Source organism: Rhodococcus sp. OK302, from assembly GCF_002245895.1.
In the GTDB taxonomy this organism is placed as follows: domain Bacteria; phylum Actinomycetota; class Actinomycetes; order Mycobacteriales; family Mycobacteriaceae; genus Rhodococcus_F.
Map to the genome: position 1 here is coordinate 1,497,018 of NZ_NPJZ01000001.1, position 22,344 is coordinate 1,519,361.

Sequence of the window (22,344 nt, forward strand, 5' to 3'; positions counted from 1 at the left end):
TCTCCGGGTAGGACGCAAGGATATTCGCCCAACTATAGGACGCAGTCGCGGTGTGTGGGCTGTAGGCGATCAGTCCATCTCGACGGCGAGGCCTGCTGTGATTCGCAGAAGTTCCGGATACGTCGTCCGGAAAACAGTATTGGGGTGACCTGCAGAGGCCCACAAAATCGGGTATTGCGCGAGAGCCGTATCGACGTAGGTCGGCAGGTTGGTGGGGTGTCCGAGGGGCGCAACTCCGCCGATGGGCTGACCCGTCGCAGACTTTGCCAGCTCCAGCGGAGCGCGCGTCAGCGTGCCTTCGAGACGTTCACCGGTGGCCTTCAGATTGACTTGATGCGCGCCCGAGACCAGCAATAACACCGGGTCGTCGTCGAGAAGGAAGACAAGCGACTTCGTGATTGCGCCAACCTCCACCCCAACAGCTGCCGCGGCTTCTTCGGCAGTGTGCGTCGCGTCCGCTTGCGTGACTATGACGCCGTGGTGACCGCGAGCGATCAAGGTCTCGGCGACGTGCGAGGCGTTGGGGTGGAGGAGGCTCGTCATGGATTCCAGAGTAGGACTAGTCGACGATTGCGACATCCGGAGTCGGTAACGTGCCCCGCGACTTTCGGGTTTGGCGCAACGTGAATCCAAAGAGAAGGCCGGCGCCGATCAGGGCGTACAGGAAGAGCGTCAAGGCAGGTTGACCGATTCCGACGTTGTTGAAGTACACGATGCTGCGGACGCCTTCGGTGCCGGCGCCGGGCGTGATCCAGCGGCCGATGGCAGCGTAGAACGACGGAATGATGTTGGGCCCGAAAGCGCCTCCGGCGCTGGGGTTGCCGAGGATGACAAACACTGCGATGGCCAGCGGAACTGCAAGAATGCCGATAGCGGCACGCAATCCGAGGGTGAACATCGCCGTGCCGAACACGACGGCGCTGCCCAGGATCCAGAGCGGCAACCAATGCCCGGCAAACGTGCCGAGCACGTGCGAGGTGATGAGCGCGCCCAACGCTCCCGAGATGATCGAGTAGATCGCGATGACGCCGGTATGGGCGCCGGCCTGGCGGAGAGTCTTCGGTGCACCGATGAACAATCCGATTGCCGCGGCGAAGAGATACCCGCCGACGACCCAGCCGACGGCGAGGTAGAAGCCGGAGAGGCCACGATTGTCGTGAGCGCCAACGGGGATCTCGTCGCGCACGACGAACTCCCGGTTCTGGCTCTGCTCGACCTGGGTGAAGACTGCTTCGAGCGACGTCGCGATGGAACTGCCACCGGCACTGGCAGTGATCAGCATGTCGGGACCCACCGGGCTGATGACAAATGCGCCCTGGATCTCGCGGTCGTGGAGCATCCGACGGGCTGTGGCGGTGTTGTCGATGACCTGGGCACTCAGTGGGCTGCCGTCGATAGCGTTGAGCTTGTCGGCGACCTGCTGGTCCATGCCCGCGGGAATTCCCTGATCCGCGATGACCGCGATTTCGATGTCGCGGGGCGTCGGCTGATGGAACGCGGCGACGTAACTGAGGATGAAGCCCATCTGCAGTAGGAGCACGCCGACGAACAACCCCGCCATGACTTTGGTGGCGCCGTATTTCACCAGCAGGTTGTCGTGGTGGTGTTCGTCGGTGGATGGGTTCGGTGCCGGAAGTGTAGTGGTCACGATGAGTCCTGATCTTGTCGAAAGTAAAGAGCTTGTCGATACCCGAGGTATTGAATACTCTAGGTATCGTGACTGATTCCCGTCAAGAGGACTTCGTGCCGGCAACCCGCCCCGGACGCGACGTTGTGCGGCAAAGACTGCTCGACGCTGCAGCGGAAGAGTTTGCGGAGCAAGGATTCAGTGCTGCACGTCTCACCGAAGTTGCCCGACGTGCAGGCTTCACCAAGGGGGCCGTCTACTCCAATTTCGAATCCAAACAGGACCTGTTTGCCGAACTCTTCGCCCAGCGATCCCTCGAATTGGCCGGCCGTGTGCTCGGCGAGATAGCCGGGATGGGACCCTCCGACGCAGCAGGTAAAGGTGGCGAAGCCATCGCAGCATCGATGGTCGACGATCCGGGATGGTCACTGCTGGTTCTCGAGTTCGGAGTTCTCGCCGGACGGGATCCGCAGATCGCCCAGGCGTATCTCCGTGAGCGTCGGCACCTGCGTAGTCAATTGGTCGAGTTGATCGGTGAACGAGCCCGCGAGTGGGGCGTCGACAACTCCTTCGACGTACGCACCACCGCAATCTCCTTGATGGCCTTGATCTCCGGACTGGTCCTCGAACATTCCGTTGACCCGGAAGAAGTGGATCAGGCGGCTATGGGCGCGGCAGTGACGGCATTGTTTGCCGGTGCCGTAGCGCGAGCGGGACTGGCAACGTAGTAGTTCGCACGGTTGGCGGCCCCTTGTAGTCGGAGTCTCGACGTACACCTCGAATGATCTGGTGGGCGCCAAATAAGTCGTGGGAGATCCCCGAATGCGGGTTTCACAGCGCTACTCGCATTTGAGGATTTATCCTCTTTTCCAATACTGGACATTTGTCTTACTTACTGTGATAGAAATTGCCCCATACGAGACATTACTGCGCGGTAGCGAGAACCAAACGTGCCGATTAAGGGGGAACTCATGATCACGTTGTCCACGATGATCGGCACGGTCCACGATCCCGTCAGGTAGATCCGAACAAACCCCAACCATCGCTGTGACCTCGATTTCGACGGTCGCACAGCTGCGACCGAAGGAACCCCTCATGACATCACGAGCGATCACACGCGGCATTGCAGTCGGCGCGGCAACGGCCTGCGCGGCCAGCGCACTGGCACTTTTCGGTACCGGCGTCGCCGCTGCCGCCCCAGGCACGACCACCTGGGCTGATTACTACACCACCTTCACCCGCACTGTCAGCAACAGCACGCCCGCCGCGGGCGAGATCATCACGATCACCACAAAATTTCAGCGAACCAACGGCACCGAGGAACGCCTGTTGAACATCAAGGACCGGCATGACTCCTGCCTGGCCTACGTTCCAGGCTCAGCCAAGATGAACGAGACCCCGGTCGTCCCGCAGCAGGTCGACGACGGCTCGGTTCCCGGCCGCGACGCGCTCGTCAGCGTCGACTTCGGACCCAACGAGTGGGTCGTCAAGAACCAGCCCGCATTCAACCCAGTCTTCAGCGTCAGCTACAAGGTTGGCGCCGACTGCGTCCGCGGAAGAGTCCTCGTTACCGGTATGGACTACAACGGCTCGCTCGGCTTCGGCGGCTACTACTCCCAGGGCCCCGGCATCACGGTCGGCTACTTGAATAACGAGGGTCCCGGCGGCGGCGGCACCGGCAGCCTCGGATCCCTGTTCGGTTCCTAGCGAAGCAGCTCTCCGTTTCCGCCGTCATCGCTTCGGCCGGAACGGATGACACCCGAACCCTGACACCGACCAAAGGAACACCCATGGCATTTCGATCAACGAAACGCGGCATCGCAGTCGGCGCGGCAACATCACTCGCGATGGGCGCACTGGCACTGATCGGCACCGGAGTTGCCGGCGCAGACTCCACCTCGATCACCTGGAATGACTACTACACCACCTTCACCCGCACCGTCAGCAATGCCACCCCCGCTGCCGGCGAGACCATCACGGTCACAACCACGTTCAAGCGAACGGACTCGAAGGTCGAGACCATCACGTCGGTCTCGGATACTCATGCTCCCTGCCTGACCTATGTCCCCGACTCAGCCACGATGAACGGCATCCACTTCGACGCGGTCGTCGTCCCAGATCGGGACACCAATCCGCGGACGGGCACCGCCACGATCACCGACAACACCGGCGCCTGGGTCAACAAGCAGAACGTGCCGGGCCCCGTCTTCAGCGTGCAATACAAGGTCGGCACCGACTGCGCCCGCGGTACCGCATTGGTGACCGGCCTGGACTACAACGGCTCACTTGGCGCCGGCTATTACGGGTATCAGGGTCCGTCAGTCACAGCCGGTAAGAACGCGACCACCACCACCATCGCACCGGTCGCCGGAGCCGTCGTCGGCAAGCCGATCGCCCTGACCGCCACCGTCTCCGGTGGTGCAGTAGGTAACCCGGTCAAGTTCTACGACGACACCACCGTGATCGGCCAGGGCACTCTCGACGCCAACGGGACCGCGACGCTCACGTGGACTCCGGCAACCGCCGGTGAACGCCCCATCACCGTCGAATTCGCTGGTACAACGTTGGCTAACGGTTCCGTTGGCAACGCCACGGTGTCCGTCGCATCCGGCGGCATCGGCGGCGGCACCGGTGGTACGGGCAGCCTCGGCAACCTGTTCGGCAGCTAGTAGGTAACGCAGGGTTTCGGCCACAACTTGCACTCGATTGAAGAATCTGGCGGAACCCCGCCCCCCAAGCCCGGGCTCCGGTGCCTCCCCGAAGGCGCCGGAGTCCGGTCTCGTTCTTTCTCCGACCACGACTTATGACGGTCGCATCTTCGACTGAAAAGGAAATCCCATGGCACATCAGGCAATCAGGCGTGGCGTCGCGGGTGCGACGTCCATCATCGCAGTCGGCGCACTCACCTTCGTGGGGGCCGGTATCGCCAGCGCCGGCACGTCAACACTCGAATTCAGTGACGGCAGTTCGTCTTTCACCCGAGTTGTCAGCAACGGCACTCCCGCTGTGGGCGACACCATCACAGTCACCACGAACTTCCGACGCACCAGTTGGGTTGACGAGTTCATCTACAACGTCAAAGATCGCCATCCGTCCTGCCTGACGTACGTCCCCGGTTCGGCCAAGATGAGCGGCAACAGTGACTACCCAGTCGACAATCCCGAGGTTGTAGCCGACGAAGGCAACGGCTCCGGCTACGTCCGCGCGTCCTGGGGCGTTACCGACTGGGTTGTCCAGAATCGCCCCGGCTTTCACCGGTCTCCCACATTCAGCGTCAGCTACACGGTCGGTGCCGACTGCGCCCGCGGCACCGCGCTGAACACCGGTATGGACTACGGGGGATCGCTCGGCAGCGGGAACTACAGCACCCGAGGCCCCTCGATCATGCTCGCCAAGAGTGCCTCCTCCACGACTCTCGCCCCGGTGGCCGGCGCCCGACTCGGCGCGCCGACCACCCTGACCGCCACCGTTACCGGCGGCGCACCGGGCAACGTCGTCGAGTTCTACGACGGCACAACCAAACTCGGCCAGGGTGCCGTGAACGCCGAGGGGGCCGCTACCTCGGTGTGGAACCCCAGCGTCGTGGGCGAGCACAGCCTGACTGCCAAATTCCTCGGCAGTGACTTCGCTAACGGCTCGCAGTCCGCGCCGCGGACAGTGAACGTCTCTGAACACAACGCGACCTCCGCCGTGACCCTCACCCCCGTCGCCGGGGCGAAGGTCGGTACCTCCACCAGCCTGACGGCAACAGTGCTCCCCGGCGGCGCCGGCGGAACCGTCACATTCAAGGACGGTGACACCGTTGTCGGCACCGCTGCAGTCCGCGCCGACGGCACTGCCACCGTCGCGTGGACGCCGCGTACGGCGGGCGAGCGCACCATCACGGCCGATTACTCCGGTCAGGGCGCCGTCGATCCCTCCACCGACCAGGCCACTGTCACTGTCGCACCCGACGACGGCACGGGCGGCGGTACCGGAAGCCTCGGCTCCCTGTTCGGCTAACCAAATCTGCCGTGTCCTGTCGGTAGCTGCGAGTGCACACAACTCCGCCGGAGATGGCGGAATGTGCACTCGGAGTCCGAGTTGTGTGCACTCACGAACAATTCAGGCCAGGACAATGCAAAACGCCCGCGACCAATAGGTCGCGGGCGTTTGTACTAATCAAACTCAGACGGTGGCGGGAGTGCTCTCGTCGAGTTTCGGATTTTCCTTTTCGAGCTTCTTGTTTCGCACGACGCTGCTGATGAAGGCTGCGCCGATCAAGAAGACACCGACGAGGCCGGTGATGATCTCGTTGACGTGAACGCCGATGGACACCATCAAGATGATGGCCAGAGCGCCGATGGCCCAGTGGGCGCCGTGCTCGAGGTAGACGTAGTCCGACAGCGTGCCCTTGCGGACCAGGAACACGGTGATGGAACGAACGAACATCGCGCCGACGAAGCCGAGGCCCAGGGCGATGATGATCGGGTCCGCAGTGATCGCGAAGGCGCCGATGACGCCGTCGAAGGAGAAGGACGCGTCGAGGACCTCGAGGTACATGAACAGGAAGAAGCCGGCTTTACCGGTGGCTTTCGCGAACTCGGTGGGACCGCCGGACTTAGTGGTCTCTTCCTCTTCGCCTTCTTCCGGCAGGTTGAACAGTTCACCCAGTCCGTTGACGGCGATGTAGGTGATCATGCCCAGGACACCCGAGATCATGACCGTGGTGACTTTGTCGTCGGCGGCGAGGAACGAACCTGCCAGAACCAGGACGAGCCCGGCAACGACGACGGAGAGCTGATCCAGCTTGCCAATGCGCGCAAGGGGCTTCTCGAGCCAGGACAGCCACGTGATCTCACGCTCTTCGAAGATGAAGCCGAGGAACAACATCAGCAGGAACATGCCACCGAATGCAGCAATGGTCGGATGCGCGTCGGTGATCAGGGTTTCGTAGCTCGGATCGCCGTTGGGGAAGTAGGCGGCGTCGTCGGCGGGCGGGTTCAGTGCGAGGTCGAGTGCCGCGACCGGGCCCAGGCCCGACGCTGCCCACACGATGACGAGTGGGAATACCAAACGCATACCGAACACCGCGATGACGATGCCGACGGTAAGGAAGATCTTTTGCCAGAAGTCGCTCATCCTTCGCAGGACGGTGGCGTTAATGACGGCATTGTCGAAGGAAAGCGAAATTTCCAGAATCGACAGGATGACAACGAGGAATAGTGCCTCGGGGCCGCCGTAGATGAACGCAACGATCATCGCGATGATCGAAATCACGATGGATAAACCGAATATTCGCAGTACCACGGAGCGTGGCCCTTTCTAGTTGGTCAATGCAGAGTGGCTACTGCAGCGGCAATCTCACCGCAGTTGAGACGAAGCCGGGGAGGGTTCCACAGCGTACTGCGGAACCCTCCCATTGGTCAGCTCATCGGCAAGGCCGAGGATCAGACGTTGACGCCGTAATCGCGAGCGATGCCCGCGAGGCCTGAGGCGTAGCCCTGGCCGATTGCGCGGAACTTCCACTCTGCACCGTTGCGGTACAGCTCGCCGAAGACCATTGCGGTCTCGGTGGACGCGTCTTCGGACAGGTCGTAGCGAGCGAGCTCGTTGCCGTTGGACTTGTCGACGACGCGGATGTACGCGTTGCGGACCTGGCCGAAGGACTGCGAGCGTGCTTCTGCGTCGTAAATCGAGACGGGGAAGACAACGCTCTCGATGTTGGCCGGAACAGCGGCGAGGTTCACGTCGATCTGCTCGTCGTCACCTTCGCCTTCGCCGTCGGTGTTGTCACCCTTGTGCTCGATCGAGCCGTCGGGCGAACGCAGGTTGTTGAAGAAGATGAAGTGCTGGTCGGAGACGGACTTCTTGTCTGCGCCGGCGCCGATTGCGCTGGCGTCGAGGTCGAAGGCCGCGCCGGTGGTGGAACGTGCGTCCCAACCCAGGCCGACAGTCACTGCGGTCAGGTTCGGGGCCTCCTTCGTGAGAGAGACATTGCCGCCTTTGGTCAAGCTGACGCCCATTCAGGGGTCCTTTCAAGAGAAGAGACATGGCCCGCGACGACGGATGGCCGTCTTGGGAATGTGTTTACCTCCTCCACCCTAACGGCACTTCGGGTGTGGCCGCGGTAACAGTGGAAATCGAAACGGAGTCCGTACGCGTCGGACCCGTAGGATTCAATCGTGGTGGGCAGATGGTCGGAGCGCTTGAATCGGGGGGTTAGCGTGGAGGAGTCGATCAGTCGTGCTCGGGAAGCACAGACTGCGATGGTCTCGGCGTTCCTCGACATGGACAAGCGACAGACCATCGCGGCGGCGGCGGTCAAGGCGTCGAGTGAGCTGTTTCCGGAGCGTGGCCTGGGCCAGGCCTGGAAGCCGATTCGCGAAAAGTGCTACGAAGCGGTGTCGAACTACCTGGCCACGAGCGAGCGATACGGAAATGACCAGGCTCTCCATCGCGACGCCCGCACTGCAACCGCTGCCTTCGAGAAGTCGGTAGCCGAGCTGGTGTCGGCGGCTCAGAGTATCGACGCGTTCTACAACGGAAATCGCGCGCACCTCGAGCAGGCAACCGCGACGATGTCGACCATTCCGGTGCTCGGCCATCAGGCGCGTGCGGCGGCGGATGCGGCTCGCCGTGCGTTGGACGACGCTGATCAGCACTTTTCCGAGTATCCGTCGGTGGTGACTTCTGCGGAGCACTTGGATAGCGCCCTCATGGCACTTGCGCAGGCGGAGCGAAACGAGCGCGCCGACGCCATCCGCGTAGAGGCCGAACACGTTCGAGCTGCAGCCGCTGCGCTTCAAGAAGCGTTAGCGCAAGCCCCGTCCACGCAACGGCACGCGCAGATGACGGTATCCGCGGTCTCGACCAGGTTGGCTGCTGTTCGAACGCGAGTCGACCGCCTCGATCCGGCGTACTCGGCGTTGCTTCGCGAGTTCAACGCCGCGAGTTCCGCTGATCTGGTGAACAACAGCGGTCGGAGTCGTGAACATATCGGCCAGGCAGATGCGGACTTGAAAGAAGCAGTGGAGGCTTTGGCAGCGGGCAATCCCGAGCACGCGTTGGCCTTGATGGCAGAAGCGCGGGTGCACCTGGCCGAGGCGGAGGCCTGCGTCGACGCTGTGACAGACAGGTTGTCCACACTTCGGGCTGTTCGGGCGGATCCGACCGAGAAAGAGCGGCAGGTTCGCTTCCGTTTGAAGGATGCGCAGATGTTTGCCGTCAATCACGGGTTGGTGGCGGAGTGGGGATCGGTACTCGACGCGCAATTGGCTCGGATCGAACGGGCCTCGGCGTCGTTGACGGGAACTCATCCGGACTACTGGTCGTATGTAGTGCAGTTGAATTCCGTTTCGGCGTTCATTACGGAGATTGTCGAGAAGATGCGAACGCGAGCAGGAAGACACTGAAAGTGCAGGTCGGGGCCGATCGGGGGATCGGAAGCTACACCCGAAAAAGGTGAGGGGGACTGAGACGTGGAATTGCCATCGGTTACGGAAAGAAGAGACATGCAGCACTTTCAACACCTCAGCGATGACGTGCGGGAGCAATTGTTCCTGCACGCTCCGCGGACGCTCGCAGACTCGGACGAGAGAGACCTGCTGGCGATCGCTCTGGGGGCGACGCTGTATGTGCCGGCCACGAGGGCGGGTCTGGCCGAGATCGTGGAGAAGCGAGCCGCTGACGGCGTCAGTTCGATGGTCCTGGACCTCGAGGATGCTGTCGCGGACGACGAGGTGGAGTCTGCTCGGGCAAACGCAGTTGCCGCTCTCGACAAGATTGCATCGACGGATGCAGTCGGAATGTTGCTGTTCGTTCGTGTCCGTGAAGTATCGGATATCGCAGACATCGCCGAATCCTTGACAGTCGGCCGGGCAGCGTTGACCGGGTTTGTCGTGCCGAAATTCGGGAGTGCGACCGGCGCAGCGTTCCTCGAAGCAGTGGCCGACGCCTCCGAGCGTTTGGGGAAGCATCTGTACGTCATGCCGGTGCTCGAATCCCCGGAATTGGTGCACCGCGACACCCGTGATTTGGAATTGCGCTCTGTGAGTGACATTTTGGCGCAACATCGCGAACGCATTCTCGCGGTCCGAATCGGTGCTACCGATATGTGCAGCACTTTCGGGATTCGTCGTGACCGCGATCTGACGATTTACGACGTGCGTGTTGTTGTCGACGTCATTGCCGATATCGTCAATTACCTTGGACGAGCTGATGGTTCGGGATTTGTCATCACCGGTCCGGTGTGGGAGTACTTCGCCGATCACGAGCGTATGTTCCGTCCGATGCTGCGTGCAACGCCGTTCGAGGAACATGACGCCGTGCGGTTCCGTCAGCATCTGGTGAGCCGCGACCTCGACGGTTTGCTTCGAGAAATCGCCTTGGACCGGGCTAACGGCATTCAGGGTAAGACGGTTATTCATCCTTCGCACGTCGCGGCAGTCAATGCGATGTCCGCGGTTACTCACGAGGAGTACCACGACGCTTTGGACATCTTGGGTGTCGAGGTGGGCGGGGTTGCCGCGTCGGGGTATCGGAACAAGATGAACGAGATGAAGCCGCACCGTAATTGGGCTCGACAGACAGAGCTTCGGGCGCAGGTTTTCGGAGTTACCAACAAGGGCATCACGTTTGTCGAGTTGCTGACGGCGTTGGTCGATCGATGACGGGTACTGTTGCATCGATCCCTTGGGCTACAGCAGAATTCGGACTCGATCTTGTGCACGGCAGTTCTGTCGTGGGGCGGACGGTTCCGGAGTTGGTGATTCCGGGACTGCGGCGTAATCCGCGTCGGGCGCACCTGTTGGTATCGACGGTTCTGGGCAAGCATGTCCCTACCGAGCCGTCGGTGGTGATCGGTGCCGCTGAGGATCTCGGCGACCTGGTGCGTGACGCGCTCGGTGTAGGCGTTGATGTGGTGGTTCTCGGATTTGCTGAAACTGCAACAGGTTTGGGTCACTGTGTGGCCGCGCGCCTGCATGCTCACTGCTACCTGCATTCGACGCGCCGCGATGTTCCGGGTGCGACCACCCTCGCGGGTTTCGAAGAAGGGCACTCGCACGCTACAAGTCATCTGATGCAGCCTACGTCGGCCGAACTGTTCGAAAACAATCTGCCGCTGGTGCTGGTGGACGACGAAATCTCGACCGGAGCAACGGCTATCGATGCTATTCGGGCATTGCACGGTCAATGCCCGCGAGAGCGTTACGTCGTTGCTTCGTTGGTGGACATGAGAACTGACGAGCACCGAGCTGCCAGTGACAGTGCAGCAGAAGAATTGGGTGTGCGGATCGACTACGTCAGTCTCGCTTCCGGTTCCACAGTTCTTCCGGACGGTTTGACCGAACGTGTGACGGCGCTTGATGCCCCGACGCTCAACGTGGCGGGCGACCGTCGGGGAACGGTTTCCCATGTTGACCTGCCTTGGCAGGCAACCGTTCCGGACGGTGGCAGGCACGGCTTCCTCGATTCGGACTCGGTAGATTTCGAGCGGGCAGTTGAAGACGCTGTAGCAGTCGTGAACTCGTTGGCCGACCCGGAGCGTCCTCTGATCGTCGTGGGGCATGAAGAGTTGATGTACCTGCCCTTGCGTATCGCGAGCAGCCTGGAACGTGGTGGCCGGGCAGTGCGCTACCAGACGACGACGCGTTCACCCGCCTACGTCATGGACCGCGAGGGTTACCCGCTGCGACGCGGATTCACCTTTGTCGCACCGGAATTAGGCGAGAACGAACCACGTTTCCTCTACAACGCGCAGTGGCCGGACTCGGCCGTCGACGCTGTGGTTCTGTTGATCGTGGACGAACCTGCCGACACCGATCGGTTGATCGCCGACGACGGTGTCGTTGAAGCGCTGAGAAATGCCGGGACCGACGTAGTGGTGGCAACGGTGCGGGGGGCAAACCCGTCGGCGTTGCGGGATTCGAGAGAAGGTGAAGGCGCATGACCGTACCTTTGGTCGGACCCCAGTTCGGTTCGTATGGCGGCGACGAAGTGAAATGGTTGCTCAAGGACCTCTCTCAGGTGGACCTCGAAGCGGATGTTGCCGAGCGGGAGAAGCGCATTCAGTCGGGTGAGGCGCACTACGCAGAATCGCTACCGATCGAGTATCAGCCCGACGATGCGTATCGCGAACTGTTCGAAACGGTATTGGCGGAAAGCGCGCCCCGTTTGGCGCGTGCAGTCGGTACTGTCACCGACCTGGTGTTGGCCGAGCGCGGATCCGACATCGTGCTGGTCTCTCTTGCCCGGGCCGGCACACCCGTCGGGATCTTGATGCGTCGCTGGGCCAAACACGTTCACGGAGTGACGTTGCCGCACTACGCGGTGTCCATCGTTCGGGGCAAGGGGATCGATACCGTTGCCCTCGATCATCTTTCACATCATCATGATTCGTCGAACGTCGTCTTCGTGGACGGATGGACGGGCAAGGGAGCGATCACCCGCGAACTCGATGCGGCACTGACCGAGTATCACGCTGCGGGCGGCGCTGCGTTCAACTCGGATCTGGCTGTACTTGCCGATCCGGGATACTGCGTCCGGACCTACGGAACCAGAGATGACTTCCTGATTGCTTCGGCGTGCCTCAATTCGACTGTGTCCGGACTGGTCTCGCGCACCGTCCTCAACGACACACTGATCGGACCCGGAGATTTCCACGGTGCGAAGTTTTATGCGGATCTTGCCGATGTCGACGTGTCCAACCGGCTACTCGACGTAGTCTCGGCAGAATTCGACACCGTACGTAGTGATGTTGCGGATTCGCTTGCCGCCGTGCGCGCTTCGGATCGAACACCGACCTGGGCCGGGTGGGAATCGGTGGAGAAGGTTCAGGCGGACTACGGGATTTCCACGGTGAACTTCGTCAAACCCGGTGTCGGCGAAACCACTCGGGTATTGCTGCGCCGGTTGCCGTGGAAGGTTCTCGTCCGAGAACTGGATGCACCCGAACATGCCCACATTCGATTACTCGCCGAAGCCCGTGGCGTTCCCGTCGAGGAAGTATCCGATCTCGCGTACTCGTGTGTCGGTCTGATCAAGGACATCACATGAGCGCATCACCGGTATTGATTGCAACCGACCTGGATCGCACGATGATCTACTCGAAAAACGCGATCGGGGGCGATCCCTCCGGCACCGATCTGGGGTCAGGACCTGCCCCGGTGTGCGTCGAGTACTACGACGGCGGGCCGCTGTCCCACATGAGCGTCGACACGATCGCATTACTGCGAGATCTCAGCGCCGCAGTGCCGGTAATTCCCACGACCACCCGGACAATTGCGCAGTTCCAGCGGATCGACCTGCCCGGCGGTCCGTGGAAGTACGCGATCACCAGCAACGGTGGGAACATCCTGGTCGACGGAAAACCTGATCTGACGTGGCGAAGTGAGATCGACAGATCAACTCGCGACGCCGGGGTGGAGTTGGCGCACGTCCATACCGAGCTGGAAGCCCGCATCGACGTCAGTTGGGTCAGTTCCATGCGGGTGGCCGACGAACTGTTCCCGTACCTGGTGGTGGACCTGTCGACCATTCCCATGGATTTCGAAGCCGGCTGGAGCGATTGGTGTACGTCCCGCGGATGGAACGTGTCACGGCAGGGACGAAAGATTTACACGATGCCCGACGCAGTATCGAAATCTCGAGCCCTCGCTGAAGTGCGCCGACGCCTGATCGAATCGGGTGACCTCGCGGCCGACGCCACAGTTCTGTCGGCCGGCGACGGCGCCCTCGACGCAGACATGCTCGAGTACGCAGACTTCGCGATCCGTCCCCGCCACGGTGAGCTGGAAGAACTGAATTGGCAACGCCCGACGGTTACTGTGACAGAAACGTCCGGAATCGAGGCGAGTGTGGAGATCGTGAGCTGGTTCTCCGCCCACGTCGCGGCAATGACGGTCGGCACACCGCACGAGTCTCAGCAGCTTCCCCAGTAATGAACGCCAGCAATGAACACTCTCGATGAAGGAGATGCAGTTGTCTGTATCGCTTGCCAAAGGTCAGAACGGTCCACTCAACGTGCCGGAAGTGATTGTGTCGGTGCAGTTGGCCGCCGCTGCTGATTTGTCAGCGCTTCTCGTGACCGGTAACGGCAAGGTGCGCTCCGATGCGGACTTCGTCTTCTTCAACCAGCCCACCGGACCGGGTGTGCAGTTGACGCCGAATCCGGGCGGCATTGCGTCCCTGAAGGTCTCGTTGGCCGGTGTGCCCGCTGATATCGAGCAGGTTCGCGCGGTCATCACGCTCGACGACACTTCGTCGAATTTCGGTCGCACGGCTGCGCCCACTGCTCGGGTATCCGACACCGCCGGAAATGTGTTGTACGAGTACGTGATCGACGGACTCTCCGCCGAGTCCATTGTCATTGCACTCGAGGTGTACCGCCGTCAGGGTGCATGGAAGGTTCGCGCTGTCGGGCAGGGCTACGCCGGTGGATTTGCAGCGTTGGTCACCGATCACGGTGTGTCCGTTGACGACGCACCGGCGCCCGCACAGGCTGCCCCGGTCCAGGCCGCCCCGCCGGCCTACAACCCGCCACCGGCACAGCCGGCCTACAACCCGCCACCGGCACAGCCGGCCTACAACCCGCCACCGCAGCAGCAGCCGTCGTACAACGCACCGCCGGCTCCGCCTGCCCCGCCGGTGTACAACCAGCCTCCCGCCGCGCCAGCGGAGGTGAGCCTGGTGAAGGGTCGCCCCGTCAGTTTGACCAAGGGACAGAAGGTCACGCTCCGCAAGGAGGGCGGCGTCGCGCTGACCATGATCCAGATGGGTCTGGGTTGGGATCCGATCAAGAAGAGCGGAATGTTCGGCAACCGCACCGCCAATGTCGACCTGGACGCTTCGGCGCTGCTCTATGCGGACGGCAACTTGATCGACGTCTGCTACTACGGACAGCTCACGTCGAAAGACGGATCTGTGCGGCATATGGGTGACAACCTGACCGGCGACGGTGAGGGTGACGACGAAGTGATGACGGTCGATCTCCAGCGCGTCCCGGCTCATGTCAACACAGTGATCTTCACGGTCACGTCGTACCGCGGACATACCTTCGAGCAGGTGCAAAATGCGTTCTGCCGACTCGTGGACAGCACTACGAACTCCGAATTGGCTCGATACACGATGCAGGGCGGTATGCCGTTCACCGGCATGGTGATGGCCAAGGTTTACCGGCAGAACGGTGAATGGAAGCTGCAGGCAATCGGAGAGGGTATCCAGGCCAAGCATGCAGGCGAGGCGGCTCCGCAGTTGGGCCGTTTCTTGATGGCATAGTTCACAGCTATGACTGTGGAGTTCGTTCCGGGGCAGAATGCGCCGCTGCAAGCATCTGTCGTGACTTTCCGTGCGTCGAGCCAGACACCGTTCGACGTGTCTGCGTTGGTTACCGATACGCACCTTCGGGCTTTGTCGTCCGAGGATTTTGTGTTCTACAACCAGCCCGCCACCGCTGGGGTGCAACTCGCGGGAGACAGTATTCGGGTGGAGCTCGATCGAGTCCACCCGAATGCTGCTGCAGTGCTGTGCATTGTGAGCGTCGATCCGAGCCACGCTCAGGCCGGAGCGTTTCGCGCCGCCGGCCTCTCGGCGGTACTGACCGATGAATCCGGTTCGGTGATAGGTCAATTCGCCATACCAACTGCAGGTTCGGAGACCGCCGTCATCTGCTGGGAGTTGTACCGCCGAAACGGAGCCTGGAAAGTTCGAGGCGTCGGGCAGGGGTATGCAGGCGGCTTGGCCGAGCTCATCGGAGTCCATGGCGTCGAGGTGGATGATGCACCGGCCAGTTCGGCTGCAATGCAACAAGTTCACGCTGTGGAGCCATTCGAGGACGGGCGTGGGCTCGAACGAATGTGGATGATCTTCGAGGATGCATCGCGCTCGGCAGCGTCACTGATTTCGAGTAGCGAGTATGCGATGAAGCGCTTGGACACGGAATTGACGGCAGCGGTGGCCGACGCGAGCACCCGCAATTCGCCGGCCGGTGTGGCGGCGCGCGAAGCGGCGCAGAACCGTCACGACGAACTGGTGGCGACAGCCCGCGCAAGTCACACTCGTGACTCCGCGCAACTCACCCAGGAACTGACAGTGGTCGACGCGGTTCTTCCGCGGGCGATGGCGTCGTGGGAATCGCCGGTGTGGGCGTCGGAGAAAGGTACTGCTCCCCAGTCTCTCGAGACCGTGACTTCCAGTGACGGTGTGAGATTGGGTGTGTTGACTGCCGCTGACCGCGGGGCTCTGACAGTGCCGTACTGCTTGCCGATTCCACTGACCAGACCGGTCTGGGTAGAAAGCACATCCAGTGCGGCAGCAGTCGGCGTGGTCAGTGCGCTGACGCTGAGAATCATGGCCGCCGGCCCCATGCCGCTGCTCGATGTCGTAGACCTGACTGGCGCCTTCACGTCGCTGACCGATCGATTGTCTGCAGTGTTGGCCGGACCGGTGATTCGAAACCATTCGGAGATATCGGCCCGGCTGACAGGCCTGGCGCAATCGGTGGATTTGGCGGAACTTGCGCGAACCAGCGGCATGTCCGCCGTCCAGGCAGGGCCGAGCACTCAACGACTGCTGATACTCGGCGATTTTCCGCATGGATATTCGGAGCAGGACGTTCATTCGATCATGTTTCTCGCCGAACGCGGACCGATGATTGGTTTGTCGATAGTGCTTGTCGGCGACGACGAGTCGAACTCGACGGAAGAGACCGTCGCAGCGTTGGCCAACGGATGTCGGCATCTACCGGCGGCTGGTGAGATCGACGTCCAGGATCCGTGGACGGGTTCGCACTGGGTCCTCGTGCCCGATGTTCTCGACCCGGCGAACCAACCTCAACTGTTTGCCGCGCTCGACAAGTTCTGACGTGACCTAAGCGCAGTGACAGGACCCGTGTCAGAGCTCGTCGAGACCGATTATGCCGTCCTGCAATGCGCGTGCGAGCAAACTCGTCTTGGTGGGGGCAGGCCGTCCGATTGCTGCGTACTTTCCTCGAATCCGGGTGAGGTGCGTGTTGATGGTTCCGATGGAGATGCGTAGCTGCGCCGATACGACGGGTTTGCTGTCGGATGTGAGCCAACGCTGCAGCACCTCGATTTCACGCTTGGTGAGGCCGGGATCGAGCGCCGGCGAGACAGGTGGCGTCGCGGTGGGTTGAGGGAATGCACACGTTGGTTCGGGCAAGACTGTCACGGAAGCGGTTCTCGATTCTGATTGTGATCACGCTCTCTCGAATGTGGTCACTGCCGGTTGTCAGCGGGGCGCGCAGGTGCCCTCGTCCCTGTTTGCCCACTTTTTTTGAAGCATATGGGAACCAACCGACAAGTATTGATGCGAAGCAGATGGCGCATTGCGGACCTCCCAGGCAGAGTGGTGGTACCACTACGCGCGGTGCGTGGCGGCATTACCCGAGGAGACTCATGGCATTCTGGGATCAGCTGAAGGCTAAGGCTCAGGAAATGAACGGCCAGCTCAAGACCAAGACGAGCCAGTTCCAGAACAAGGAATTCAAGAACGCCAGCATGGCGATGTGCGCGCTGATTGCTGCAGCAGACGGCTCGATCGACCCGTCCGAGCGTCAGAAGACGTCGGCGCTGATCACGAGCAACGAGTCGCTCGCGGTCTTCCCACCGGACGAGCTGCGTCAGCAGTTCGATTGGTACTGCAGCAAGCTGACTTCCGATTTCGAGTTCGGAAAGCTCGAAGCGACCGCAGCCATCGCGAAGCTCAAGTCCAAGCAGGATCAGGCTCGCGCCGTCATCCAGATCGGCATCATCATCGGCGGCGCCGACGGCAACTTCGATCAGCACGAGCGCGCAGTAGTGCGGGACATGTGTTTCGCAGTCGGGATCGCTCCCGCCGAATTCGAACTCTGAGTTCTTCGGCGGTACAGCAAGTAAGCGGGTGTGGTGCCAACGGCGCCACACCCGCTTCTCTTGTGTTCAGTACTCCGGATAGCCGTCTTCCGGTCCGAGCATGCGCTCGATACGTGTGCACGTGATCTTTGCCAACTCGTCGACGCAGATCTTTCGTTCTACGGACGGTGCGTTGGACAGGCGGACGCCGATATTTTCGAGGAGTTCGTGAGCGTCGTGCCCGTGTGAGAACCAGATGTACCGGAATCCGAAGGTTCGTTCGTACTGCTCGCCCGCATTCCTGATGGAGGCCATGACCTGCTCGTCGGCAACCCAGATCGAGCATTGTTCCAGGTGAGAAGGCCAACTCTGGGCGCGCAAGCCCGCCGCTGGGTGGCATTGCAAAGTGCTTTCGACGTCTGGGTCGGAGAGATCGAGCAGCGCGTCCTCCGCTCTCGCCAGTATCTCCGCGTAGCTTCTGAACGGTCGGCCGTCGCTGACCCAGCCCGCCCAGGTCATGGAACAGCAGCACTCGTACAGCGCGTGTATGGCCTTCGGTCGGGGCAGTTCGTTGAACCTTTCCAACCCGATCGACTGATGCAGCAGCATGTGCCCTCCCGGTCTGCCGACGAAGATGCGCGATCAACACATGATCGCGGTGGACCTCGGGGCTGTGAAGATCTTTCGGTTCGAATTTTCAGATTCTTAACATGCCGATCGGCGAACTCAACCCACATGCACATGAGGTCTGCGGGACCGATGTGGCTCGGCGCGGCGCAGGACCTCTCGGGTGACCGGAGCGGTTTCACCTTCGCCGATGAACAGGAATCGCAGCAGATTGGTCAGCGGATTGCCCTCGGACCACTCGAAGTACACGTCGGGAATCACTCCGGTGAGGTCTCGCGTTCGCAGCAGCACTGCCGCAATGGTGTTGGGCACTGCCGGGCTGTTCACCCACAAAACACGATGGTCACCACGCCTACGGCCGTGAATGAGCAGATCGGTGCTGAAATCGGAGGAATCGATGACGTTGACTTCGATGAAGATGATCGACTCGGTCGACGGAATATTGCTGTCGGCTCGCTGCTGCAGTTCCTTGGTTCGATATTGGTTTTCGTCGAGATGCTCAGCATCGTGCGCAACCATCGCGAGGTAGCCTTCCTTCGCGGCGTCGGTGATGAACCGCAAAGCGGTCTCGTCGAATTCGACAGAAGTGGCACGCAGTTCAAATGCCCGTGAAATTCGAGACAGCAACGATACGACGAGGATTGCGGCGATGAAGAACGACGCGACCTTCACTCCGTCCGGCCGCTCCACGATGTTGGCGATCGTCGTATAGACAAATAGGACTGCGATAAAGCTGAAGCCCCAGAACAATTTTCGGGCGCCATGTTTGCGTGCCGAGAGTGCGACGGCGACAGTCGCGGAGGAGATGAGGACAAGAACACCGGTTGCATACGCGGAACTTTGGGCGTCGACATTCGCGTCGAAATAGACCGTGACGGTGATCGCGATGATGCTGAAAACAAGGACGAGTGGGCGCACTGCCCGCGCCCACGACGGGGCCATTCCGTACCGGGGGAGGTATCGCGGAACAAGATTGAGCAAACCGGCCATCGCGGAAGCGCCGGCAAACCACAAAATCAGAATGGTGCTCAGGTCGTAGACGCTTCCGAAAATTTGCCCCAGGTAGTCGTGAGCGAGAAATGCCAAAGCTCGACCGTTGGCTGCTCCGCCGGGCTGAAACTCGTTCTCCGGGATGAGGATTGTCGTAACCAGGCTCGATGTCAGCAAGAACCCGCTCATGATCAATGCGGCTGTGGTGAGCAATCGTTTGGCTCCGCGGATACGGCCTTCCGGATTCTCCTCGGTGTCGTCTCGATCGCCTTTGATCTGCGGCATGACTGCGACACCGGTCTCGAAACCCGATAGTCCGAGAGCAAGTTTCGGGAAAACGATCAGCGCGACCAGGATCATCATCGCGGGGTTTCCATGTTCTGTCGACATGGCCCGAGTCCAGTCGGTGACCAATGACGGAGCCGTCGCGATGTGCCATAAACCTGTGCCGATCACGACCAAATTCAGTGCGAGGTACACCGCGACCAAGCCCACTGCGATACCGATGGCTTCGGTGAACCCACGAAGAAAAACAGCAGACAGGAGTGCGAGGAGAACAAGAGTGACCGCGACAGTGTGTCCGGAGAGAAAGGTTGGCGCAAAAGGATTTTCGATAAGGTGTGCGGTGGCGTCGGCGGCCGAAAGTGTCATCGTGATCAAGAAATCCGTTGCCGCGAAACCCAACAGCACCAGAACGAATATCTTTCCACGCCACTTGGGCAGAAGTTTTTCGAGCATGGCGATGGAACCTTCGCCGTGCGGACTTTCGCGGGCAACACGGCGGTATACCGGCAGGGCGCCGAAGATGGTGAGCAGGATCAGAACGATTGTTGCGAGAGGTGCCAAGGTTCCGGCCGCGAGAGCGGCAATTCCGGGTTGGTAACCGAGTGTCGAGAAATAGTCGACACCCGTCAGACACATGACCTTCCACCACGGGTGGCGATGTTCTTTTTTCGGTGTGATGCGGTGCGGGCCAAGGTGTCCACCGGGTTCTTCGGTGATGTCTGCGAGCAACCACGAACTGAGTCGACGTTTAGCTGAGGGCTCGTTGTCTGGTGTGTCGTTCTCGGCCGCTGTCACCATGAAAATCTGCTCCTCGCCCGAGTGGATCAGTTAGGTGTACCCCTTTCAGGGCTTGATGAATACATCATCGAGCGTGACGGTCCGCAGATTGCGCGTGCGAATGACGTCCAACAACTGCTGATAGACATGCGTGACGGGCAAATAGTTGAGGTGTCCGATGACTATCGCATTGGGTGTGAAGTACTGGTTCGCCATCGAGACTATGTAGTCCTCGGTGATGAGGGACGAGTCCGACAACGATCCGTACCACAATGTCGGTACGGTGTATCCGAGCTGTGCGGCAACGGAATCTGTTGTTGCATTGTGCTTTCCGTAAGGTGGTCGAAAGTAGGGGGCAGCGTTGACGCCATAGGTGGTGCGCAGAAAGTTGGCGTTCCTGGTCAATTCGTCCGACACCTGTTGTTTGGAGACGGTTGTGAGGTCGGGGTGTGACCACGTGTGGTTACCGAGTTGAATCTGTCCGCTCTCGACCAGTGGGCGCAATAGGGCGGCATTATCGGTCCACGAGGCGTACTGCCCGTTCACGAAGTAGGTAAGTCGCACCCCGCTGTCCTTCGAGAACTGGGTGTACAGGCGGACCACTTCCGAATTCACCCCGTCGTCGACGGTGAGGGCGAGAAGGTTGCCGTCACCGGGTAGCGCGGTGAGTGCGCCGCCGCCGGGGAGTGGCACTCGTGCAGAGAGGGGCGGTGGAGGCAATAGCACTGGTGTCGACGGTGGTGTTTGCCCCGCAGTTGTCGTCTCGTCTGCAACTGCGGTCGCAGCGCCGATTGAGGTGGAGGAACAAGCGGTCGCCCCGGCTAAAGTCGCTGCTCCTGACAGAGTTGCGGTAGCAAGGGTCCAGAGAAACTGCCGTCGGTCCACAGAGCGGAGTGTATGGCTCGTCGCGGGATTGTCTGCATCGCTCTCAGTCTTTCTTCAGGACTGGTTTTCGGGTCTGGAATGCATCAAATTTTGCCGACTGAGTTCTCAGCAGATTCGCAGGATTCTCGCGCTGATTTCTTCGTGATGCGGGTCTAGATTGGAGAAGTCGAACCTCGTCGGATGCTTGACTTTTCGGGTATTCGAAGAGGGTTGCGAAGGTGAAAGGACAATGCAATGGCTACGAGTGTCGCGGTAAGAGACTCGGCAACGTCGAGCAAGCGGACAATTCCGTTGTCTCAGTACGTCGCGGAGCATCCGGCGGTCCGAGTTTTTCCGCCGACGAGTGAACGTGCCACCAGGATCGCGATGCTGACGATGTTCGCTCTGATCGCAGTGTCGTTGCTGGTCTTGGTGCTGGATGAAGCCGGACTCTTCGGCTGACCGCCACTCGAGGTTACTCTTGAGTAATGAGCGAACAGAAGAGCTGGAATGCGTTCACAGTCGAGCGCGAAGACAACATTGCCCAGGTGACGTTGATCGGCCCCGGCAAGGGCAACGCGATGGGCCCGGATTTCTGGAGTGAACTCCCAGCGATCTTCGCCGACCTCGACGCAGATCCTGAAGTGCGGGCCGTCGTCGTCGCCGGTTCGGGCAAGCACTTCTCGTTCGGACTGGACCTGGCTGCCATGAGCGGAGAGTTCGGCGCCGTCATGGCAGACAAGGCCCAGGCCGGCCCTCGAACCAAATTCCACGACATGATCAAGCGCATGCAGTTGGGCATCAACGCTGTTGCCGATTGCCGCAAGCCTGTGATCGCTGCAGTCCAGGGCTGGTGCATCGGCGGTGGCGTCGACCTCATCACCGCCGCCGACATCCGCTACGCGAGCGCCGACGCAAAGTTCAGCATCCGTGAGGTGAAGGTTGCCATCGTCGCAGACATGGGCAGTCTCGCTCGTCTGCCTGCGATCATCGGCGACGGCCACCTGCGTGAACTGGCACTGACCGGCAAGGACATCGATGCGGCGCGCGCCGAGAAGATCGGTCTCGTCAACGACGTGTTCGCCGACGCCGACGCCGTGCTCGCGGCCGCTCGTGCAACGGCCAAGGAGATCGCTCTCAACCCGCCGCTCGTCGTCCACGGCATCAAAGACGTCCTCGATCACACGCGGAGCGCGAGCGTGAACGACAGCCTGCGCTACGTCGCAGCCTGGAACGCGGCGTTCCTGCCGTCGCAGGATCTGACCGAAGCCATCACCTCCGTCTTCCAGAAGCGTCCCGCTGCCTTCAAGGGCGAGTAGAGAAACGGCGAGTAACCGCAAGCAC

At 61.0% G+C, this 22,344-nt stretch carries 21 protein-coding genes and 1 pseudogene; 14 read left to right on the forward strand and 8 right to left on the reverse strand.

The window, feature by feature from the left end; all coding sequences use genetic code 11:
• Positions 1-69: 69 nt before the first annotated feature.
• Positions 70-543 (reverse strand): YbaK/EbsC family protein, encoded by a 474-nt coding sequence (locus BDB13_RS06765; protein WP_094270964.1) that lies wholly within the window; start codon positions 541-543, stop codon positions 70-72.
• A 16-nt stretch (positions 544-559) separates the two neighbouring features.
• Positions 560-1,648, reverse strand: coding sequence for a hypothetical protein (locus BDB13_RS06770; RefSeq protein ID WP_094270965.1), 1,089 nt, complete (start codon positions 1,646-1,648; stop codon positions 560-562).
• 68 nt (positions 1,649-1,716) lie between these two features.
• Here BDB13_RS06770 and BDB13_RS06775 point away from each other — a divergent pair, with 68 nt between their 5' ends.
• The 4 genes from BDB13_RS06775 to BDB13_RS06790 all read left to right on the forward strand — a co-directional run bounded on the left by BDB13_RS06775 (position 1,717) and on the right by BDB13_RS06790 (position 5,629).
• A complete protein-coding gene (locus BDB13_RS06775; RefSeq protein ID WP_094270966.1) occupies positions 1,717-2,355 on the forward strand; it encodes a TetR/AcrR family transcriptional regulator in 639 nt (212 codons plus the stop codon).
• Between the two features lie 367 nt (positions 2,356-2,722).
• Positions 2,723-3,334: a hypothetical protein gene (locus tag BDB13_RS06780; RefSeq protein WP_141210619.1), complete on the forward strand. Its 612-nt coding sequence runs from the start codon at positions 2,723-2,725 to the stop codon at positions 3,332-3,334.
• A gap of 83 nt (positions 3,335-3,417) precedes the next feature.
• Positions 3,418-4,296, forward strand: coding sequence for an Ig-like domain-containing protein (locus BDB13_RS06785; protein ID WP_094270968.1), 879 nt, complete (start codon positions 3,418-3,420; stop codon positions 4,294-4,296).
• A gap of 169 nt (positions 4,297-4,465) precedes the next feature.
• Positions 4,466-5,629, forward strand: coding sequence for an Ig-like domain-containing protein (locus tag BDB13_RS06790; protein WP_094270969.1), 1,164 nt, complete (start codon positions 4,466-4,468; stop codon positions 5,627-5,629).
• 165 nt (positions 5,630-5,794) lie between these two features.
• Here BDB13_RS06790 and BDB13_RS06795 read toward each other — a convergent pair whose 3' ends face one another.
• Positions 5,795-6,916, reverse strand: coding sequence for a DUF475 domain-containing protein (locus BDB13_RS06795; RefSeq protein WP_094270970.1), 1,122 nt, complete (start codon positions 6,914-6,916; stop codon positions 5,795-5,797).
• A 140-nt stretch (positions 6,917-7,056) separates the two neighbouring features.
• Positions 7,057-7,632: a TerD family protein gene (locus BDB13_RS06800; protein WP_094270971.1), complete on the reverse strand. Its 576-nt coding sequence runs from the start codon at positions 7,630-7,632 to the stop codon at positions 7,057-7,059.
• A gap of 243 nt (positions 7,633-7,875) precedes the next feature.
• Between BDB13_RS06800 and BDB13_RS06805 the strand changes: the two genes are divergently transcribed.
• The 7 genes from BDB13_RS06805 (at position 7,876) to BDB13_RS06835 (ending at position 16,468) form a co-directional block, all read left to right on the forward strand.
• Positions 7,876-9,021 carry a hypothetical protein gene (locus BDB13_RS06805; protein WP_094274728.1) on the forward strand — a complete coding sequence of 382 codons (1,146 nt, stop codon included), beginning with the start codon at positions 7,876-7,878 and terminating at the stop codon, positions 9,019-9,021.
• Positions 9,022-9,120: 99 nt separating this feature from the next.
• Positions 9,121-10,278, forward strand: a complete 1,158-nt coding sequence (locus tag BDB13_RS06810) for an HpcH/HpaI aldolase/citrate lyase family protein (RefSeq protein ID WP_094270972.1) — start codon at positions 9,121-9,123, stop codon at positions 10,276-10,278.
• Positions 10,275-11,558: a phosphoribosyltransferase family protein gene (locus BDB13_RS06815; protein ID WP_094270973.1), complete on the forward strand. Its 1,284-nt coding sequence runs from the start codon at positions 10,275-10,277 to the stop codon at positions 11,556-11,558. The genes BDB13_RS06810 and BDB13_RS06815 overlap by 4 nt, the downstream gene beginning before the upstream one ends.
• On the forward strand, positions 11,555-12,664 hold the full coding sequence (locus BDB13_RS06820) for a cysteine protease StiP family protein (RefSeq protein WP_094270974.1): 1,110 nt from the start codon (positions 11,555-11,557) through the stop codon (positions 12,662-12,664). Before BDB13_RS06815 ends, BDB13_RS06820 begins: the two co-directional genes overlap by 4 nt.
• On the forward strand, positions 12,661-13,548 hold the full coding sequence (locus BDB13_RS06825) for an HAD family hydrolase (RefSeq protein WP_094270975.1): 888 nt from the start codon (positions 12,661-12,663) through the stop codon (positions 13,546-13,548). The genes BDB13_RS06820 and BDB13_RS06825 overlap by 4 nt, the downstream gene beginning before the upstream one ends.
• Before the next feature lie 40 nt (positions 13,549-13,588).
• On the forward strand, positions 13,589-14,884 hold the full coding sequence (locus BDB13_RS06830; protein WP_094274729.1) for a TerD family protein: 1,296 nt from the start codon (positions 13,589-13,591) through the stop codon (positions 14,882-14,884).
• Between the two features lie 9 nt (positions 14,885-14,893).
• Positions 14,894-16,468 (forward strand): TerD family protein, encoded by a 1,575-nt coding sequence (locus tag BDB13_RS06835; RefSeq protein WP_176459536.1) that lies wholly within the window; start codon positions 14,894-14,896, stop codon positions 16,466-16,468.
• A gap of 30 nt (positions 16,469-16,498) precedes the next feature.
• On the opposite strand, the pseudogene BDB13_RS06840 reads toward BDB13_RS06835, so the two are convergent.
• A pseudogene (locus BDB13_RS06840) lies at positions 16,499-16,762 on the reverse strand (helix-turn-helix transcriptional regulator); the annotation flags it as partial.
• A gap of 260 nt (positions 16,763-17,022) precedes the next feature.
• On the opposite strand from BDB13_RS06840, the gene BDB13_RS06845 reads away from it, so the two are divergent.
• Positions 17,023-17,478, forward strand: coding sequence for a tellurite resistance TerB family protein (locus BDB13_RS06845; RefSeq protein ID WP_094270977.1), 456 nt, complete (start codon positions 17,023-17,025; stop codon positions 17,476-17,478).
• A gap of 66 nt (positions 17,479-17,544) precedes the next feature.
• Here the strand turns inward: BDB13_RS06845 and BDB13_RS06850 are convergent, their stop codons facing one another.
• From BDB13_RS06850 to BDB13_RS06860, 3 genes are all read right to left on the reverse strand, one after another.
• A complete protein-coding gene (locus BDB13_RS06850; RefSeq protein ID WP_094270978.1) occupies positions 17,545-18,066 on the reverse strand; it encodes a 2-oxo-4-hydroxy-4-carboxy-5-ureidoimidazoline decarboxylase in 522 nt (173 codons plus the stop codon).
• Between the two features lie 117 nt (positions 18,067-18,183).
• On the reverse strand, positions 18,184-20,157 hold the full coding sequence (locus BDB13_RS06855) for an amino acid permease (RefSeq protein WP_094270979.1): 1,974 nt from the start codon (positions 20,155-20,157) through the stop codon (positions 18,184-18,186).
• Positions 20,158-20,202: 45 nt separating this feature from the next.
• Positions 20,203-21,021, reverse strand: a complete 819-nt coding sequence (locus BDB13_RS06860; protein WP_094270980.1) for a polysaccharide deacetylase family protein — start codon at positions 21,019-21,021, stop codon at positions 20,203-20,205.
• 234 nt (positions 21,022-21,255) lie between these two features.
• On the opposite strand from BDB13_RS06860, the gene BDB13_RS06865 reads away from it, so the two are divergent.
• Positions 21,256-21,462 (forward strand): hypothetical protein, encoded by a 207-nt coding sequence (locus BDB13_RS06865; protein WP_094270981.1) that lies wholly within the window; start codon positions 21,256-21,258, stop codon positions 21,460-21,462.
• A 26-nt stretch (positions 21,463-21,488) separates the two neighbouring features.
• Positions 21,489-22,319, forward strand: coding sequence for a crotonase/enoyl-CoA hydratase family protein (locus BDB13_RS06870; protein ID WP_094270982.1), 831 nt, complete (start codon positions 21,489-21,491; stop codon positions 22,317-22,319).
• Positions 22,320-22,344: the final 25 nt, after the last annotated feature.

Excerpts from the sequence above, each read along its gene's own strand:
- BDB13_RS06765 (WP_094270964.1), bottom strand. The coding sequence starts at position 543 with ATGACGAGCCTCCTCCACCCCAACGCCTCGCACGTCGCCGAGACCTTG.
- BDB13_RS06780 (WP_141210619.1), top strand. The coding sequence starts at position 2,723 with ATGACATCACGAGCGATCACACGCGGCATTGCAGTCGGCGCGGCAACG.
- BDB13_RS06785 (WP_094270968.1), top strand. The coding sequence starts at position 3,418 with ATGGCATTTCGATCAACGAAACGCGGCATCGCAGTCGGCGCGGCAACA.
- BDB13_RS06790 (WP_094270969.1), top strand. The coding sequence starts at position 4,466 with ATGGCACATCAGGCAATCAGGCGTGGCGTCGCGGGTGCGACGTCCATC.
- BDB13_RS06800 (WP_094270971.1), bottom strand. The coding sequence starts at position 7,632 with ATGGGCGTCAGCTTGACCAAAGGCGGCAATGTCTCTCTCACGAAGGAG.
- BDB13_RS06805 (WP_094274728.1), top strand. The coding sequence starts at position 7,876 with ATGGTCTCGGCGTTCCTCGACATGGACAAGCGACAGACCATCGCGGCG.
- BDB13_RS06810 (WP_094270972.1), top strand. The coding sequence starts at position 9,121 with ATGCAGCACTTTCAACACCTCAGCGATGACGTGCGGGAGCAATTGTTC.
- BDB13_RS06815 (WP_094270973.1), top strand. The coding sequence starts at position 10,275 with ATGACGGGTACTGTTGCATCGATCCCTTGGGCTACAGCAGAATTCGGA.
- BDB13_RS06820 (WP_094270974.1), top strand. The coding sequence starts at position 11,555 with ATGACCGTACCTTTGGTCGGACCCCAGTTCGGTTCGTATGGCGGCGAC.
- BDB13_RS06825 (WP_094270975.1), top strand. The coding sequence starts at position 12,661 with ATGAGCGCATCACCGGTATTGATTGCAACCGACCTGGATCGCACGATG.
- BDB13_RS06835 (WP_176459536.1), top strand. The coding sequence starts at position 14,894 with ATGACTGTGGAGTTCGTTCCGGGGCAGAATGCGCCGCTGCAAGCATCT.
- BDB13_RS06845 (WP_094270977.1), top strand. The coding sequence starts at position 17,023 with ATGGCATTCTGGGATCAGCTGAAGGCTAAGGCTCAGGAAATGAACGGC.
- BDB13_RS06850 (WP_094270978.1), bottom strand. The coding sequence starts at position 18,066 with ATGCTGCTGCATCAGTCGATCGGGTTGGAAAGGTTCAACGAACTGCCC.
- BDB13_RS06855 (WP_094270979.1), bottom strand. The coding sequence starts at position 20,157 with ATGGTGACAGCGGCCGAGAACGACACACCAGACAACGAGCCCTCAGCT.
- BDB13_RS06865 (WP_094270981.1), top strand. The coding sequence starts at position 21,256 with ATGGCTACGAGTGTCGCGGTAAGAGACTCGGCAACGTCGAGCAAGCGG.
- BDB13_RS06870 (WP_094270982.1), top strand. The coding sequence starts at position 21,489 with ATGAGCGAACAGAAGAGCTGGAATGCGTTCACAGTCGAGCGCGAAGAC.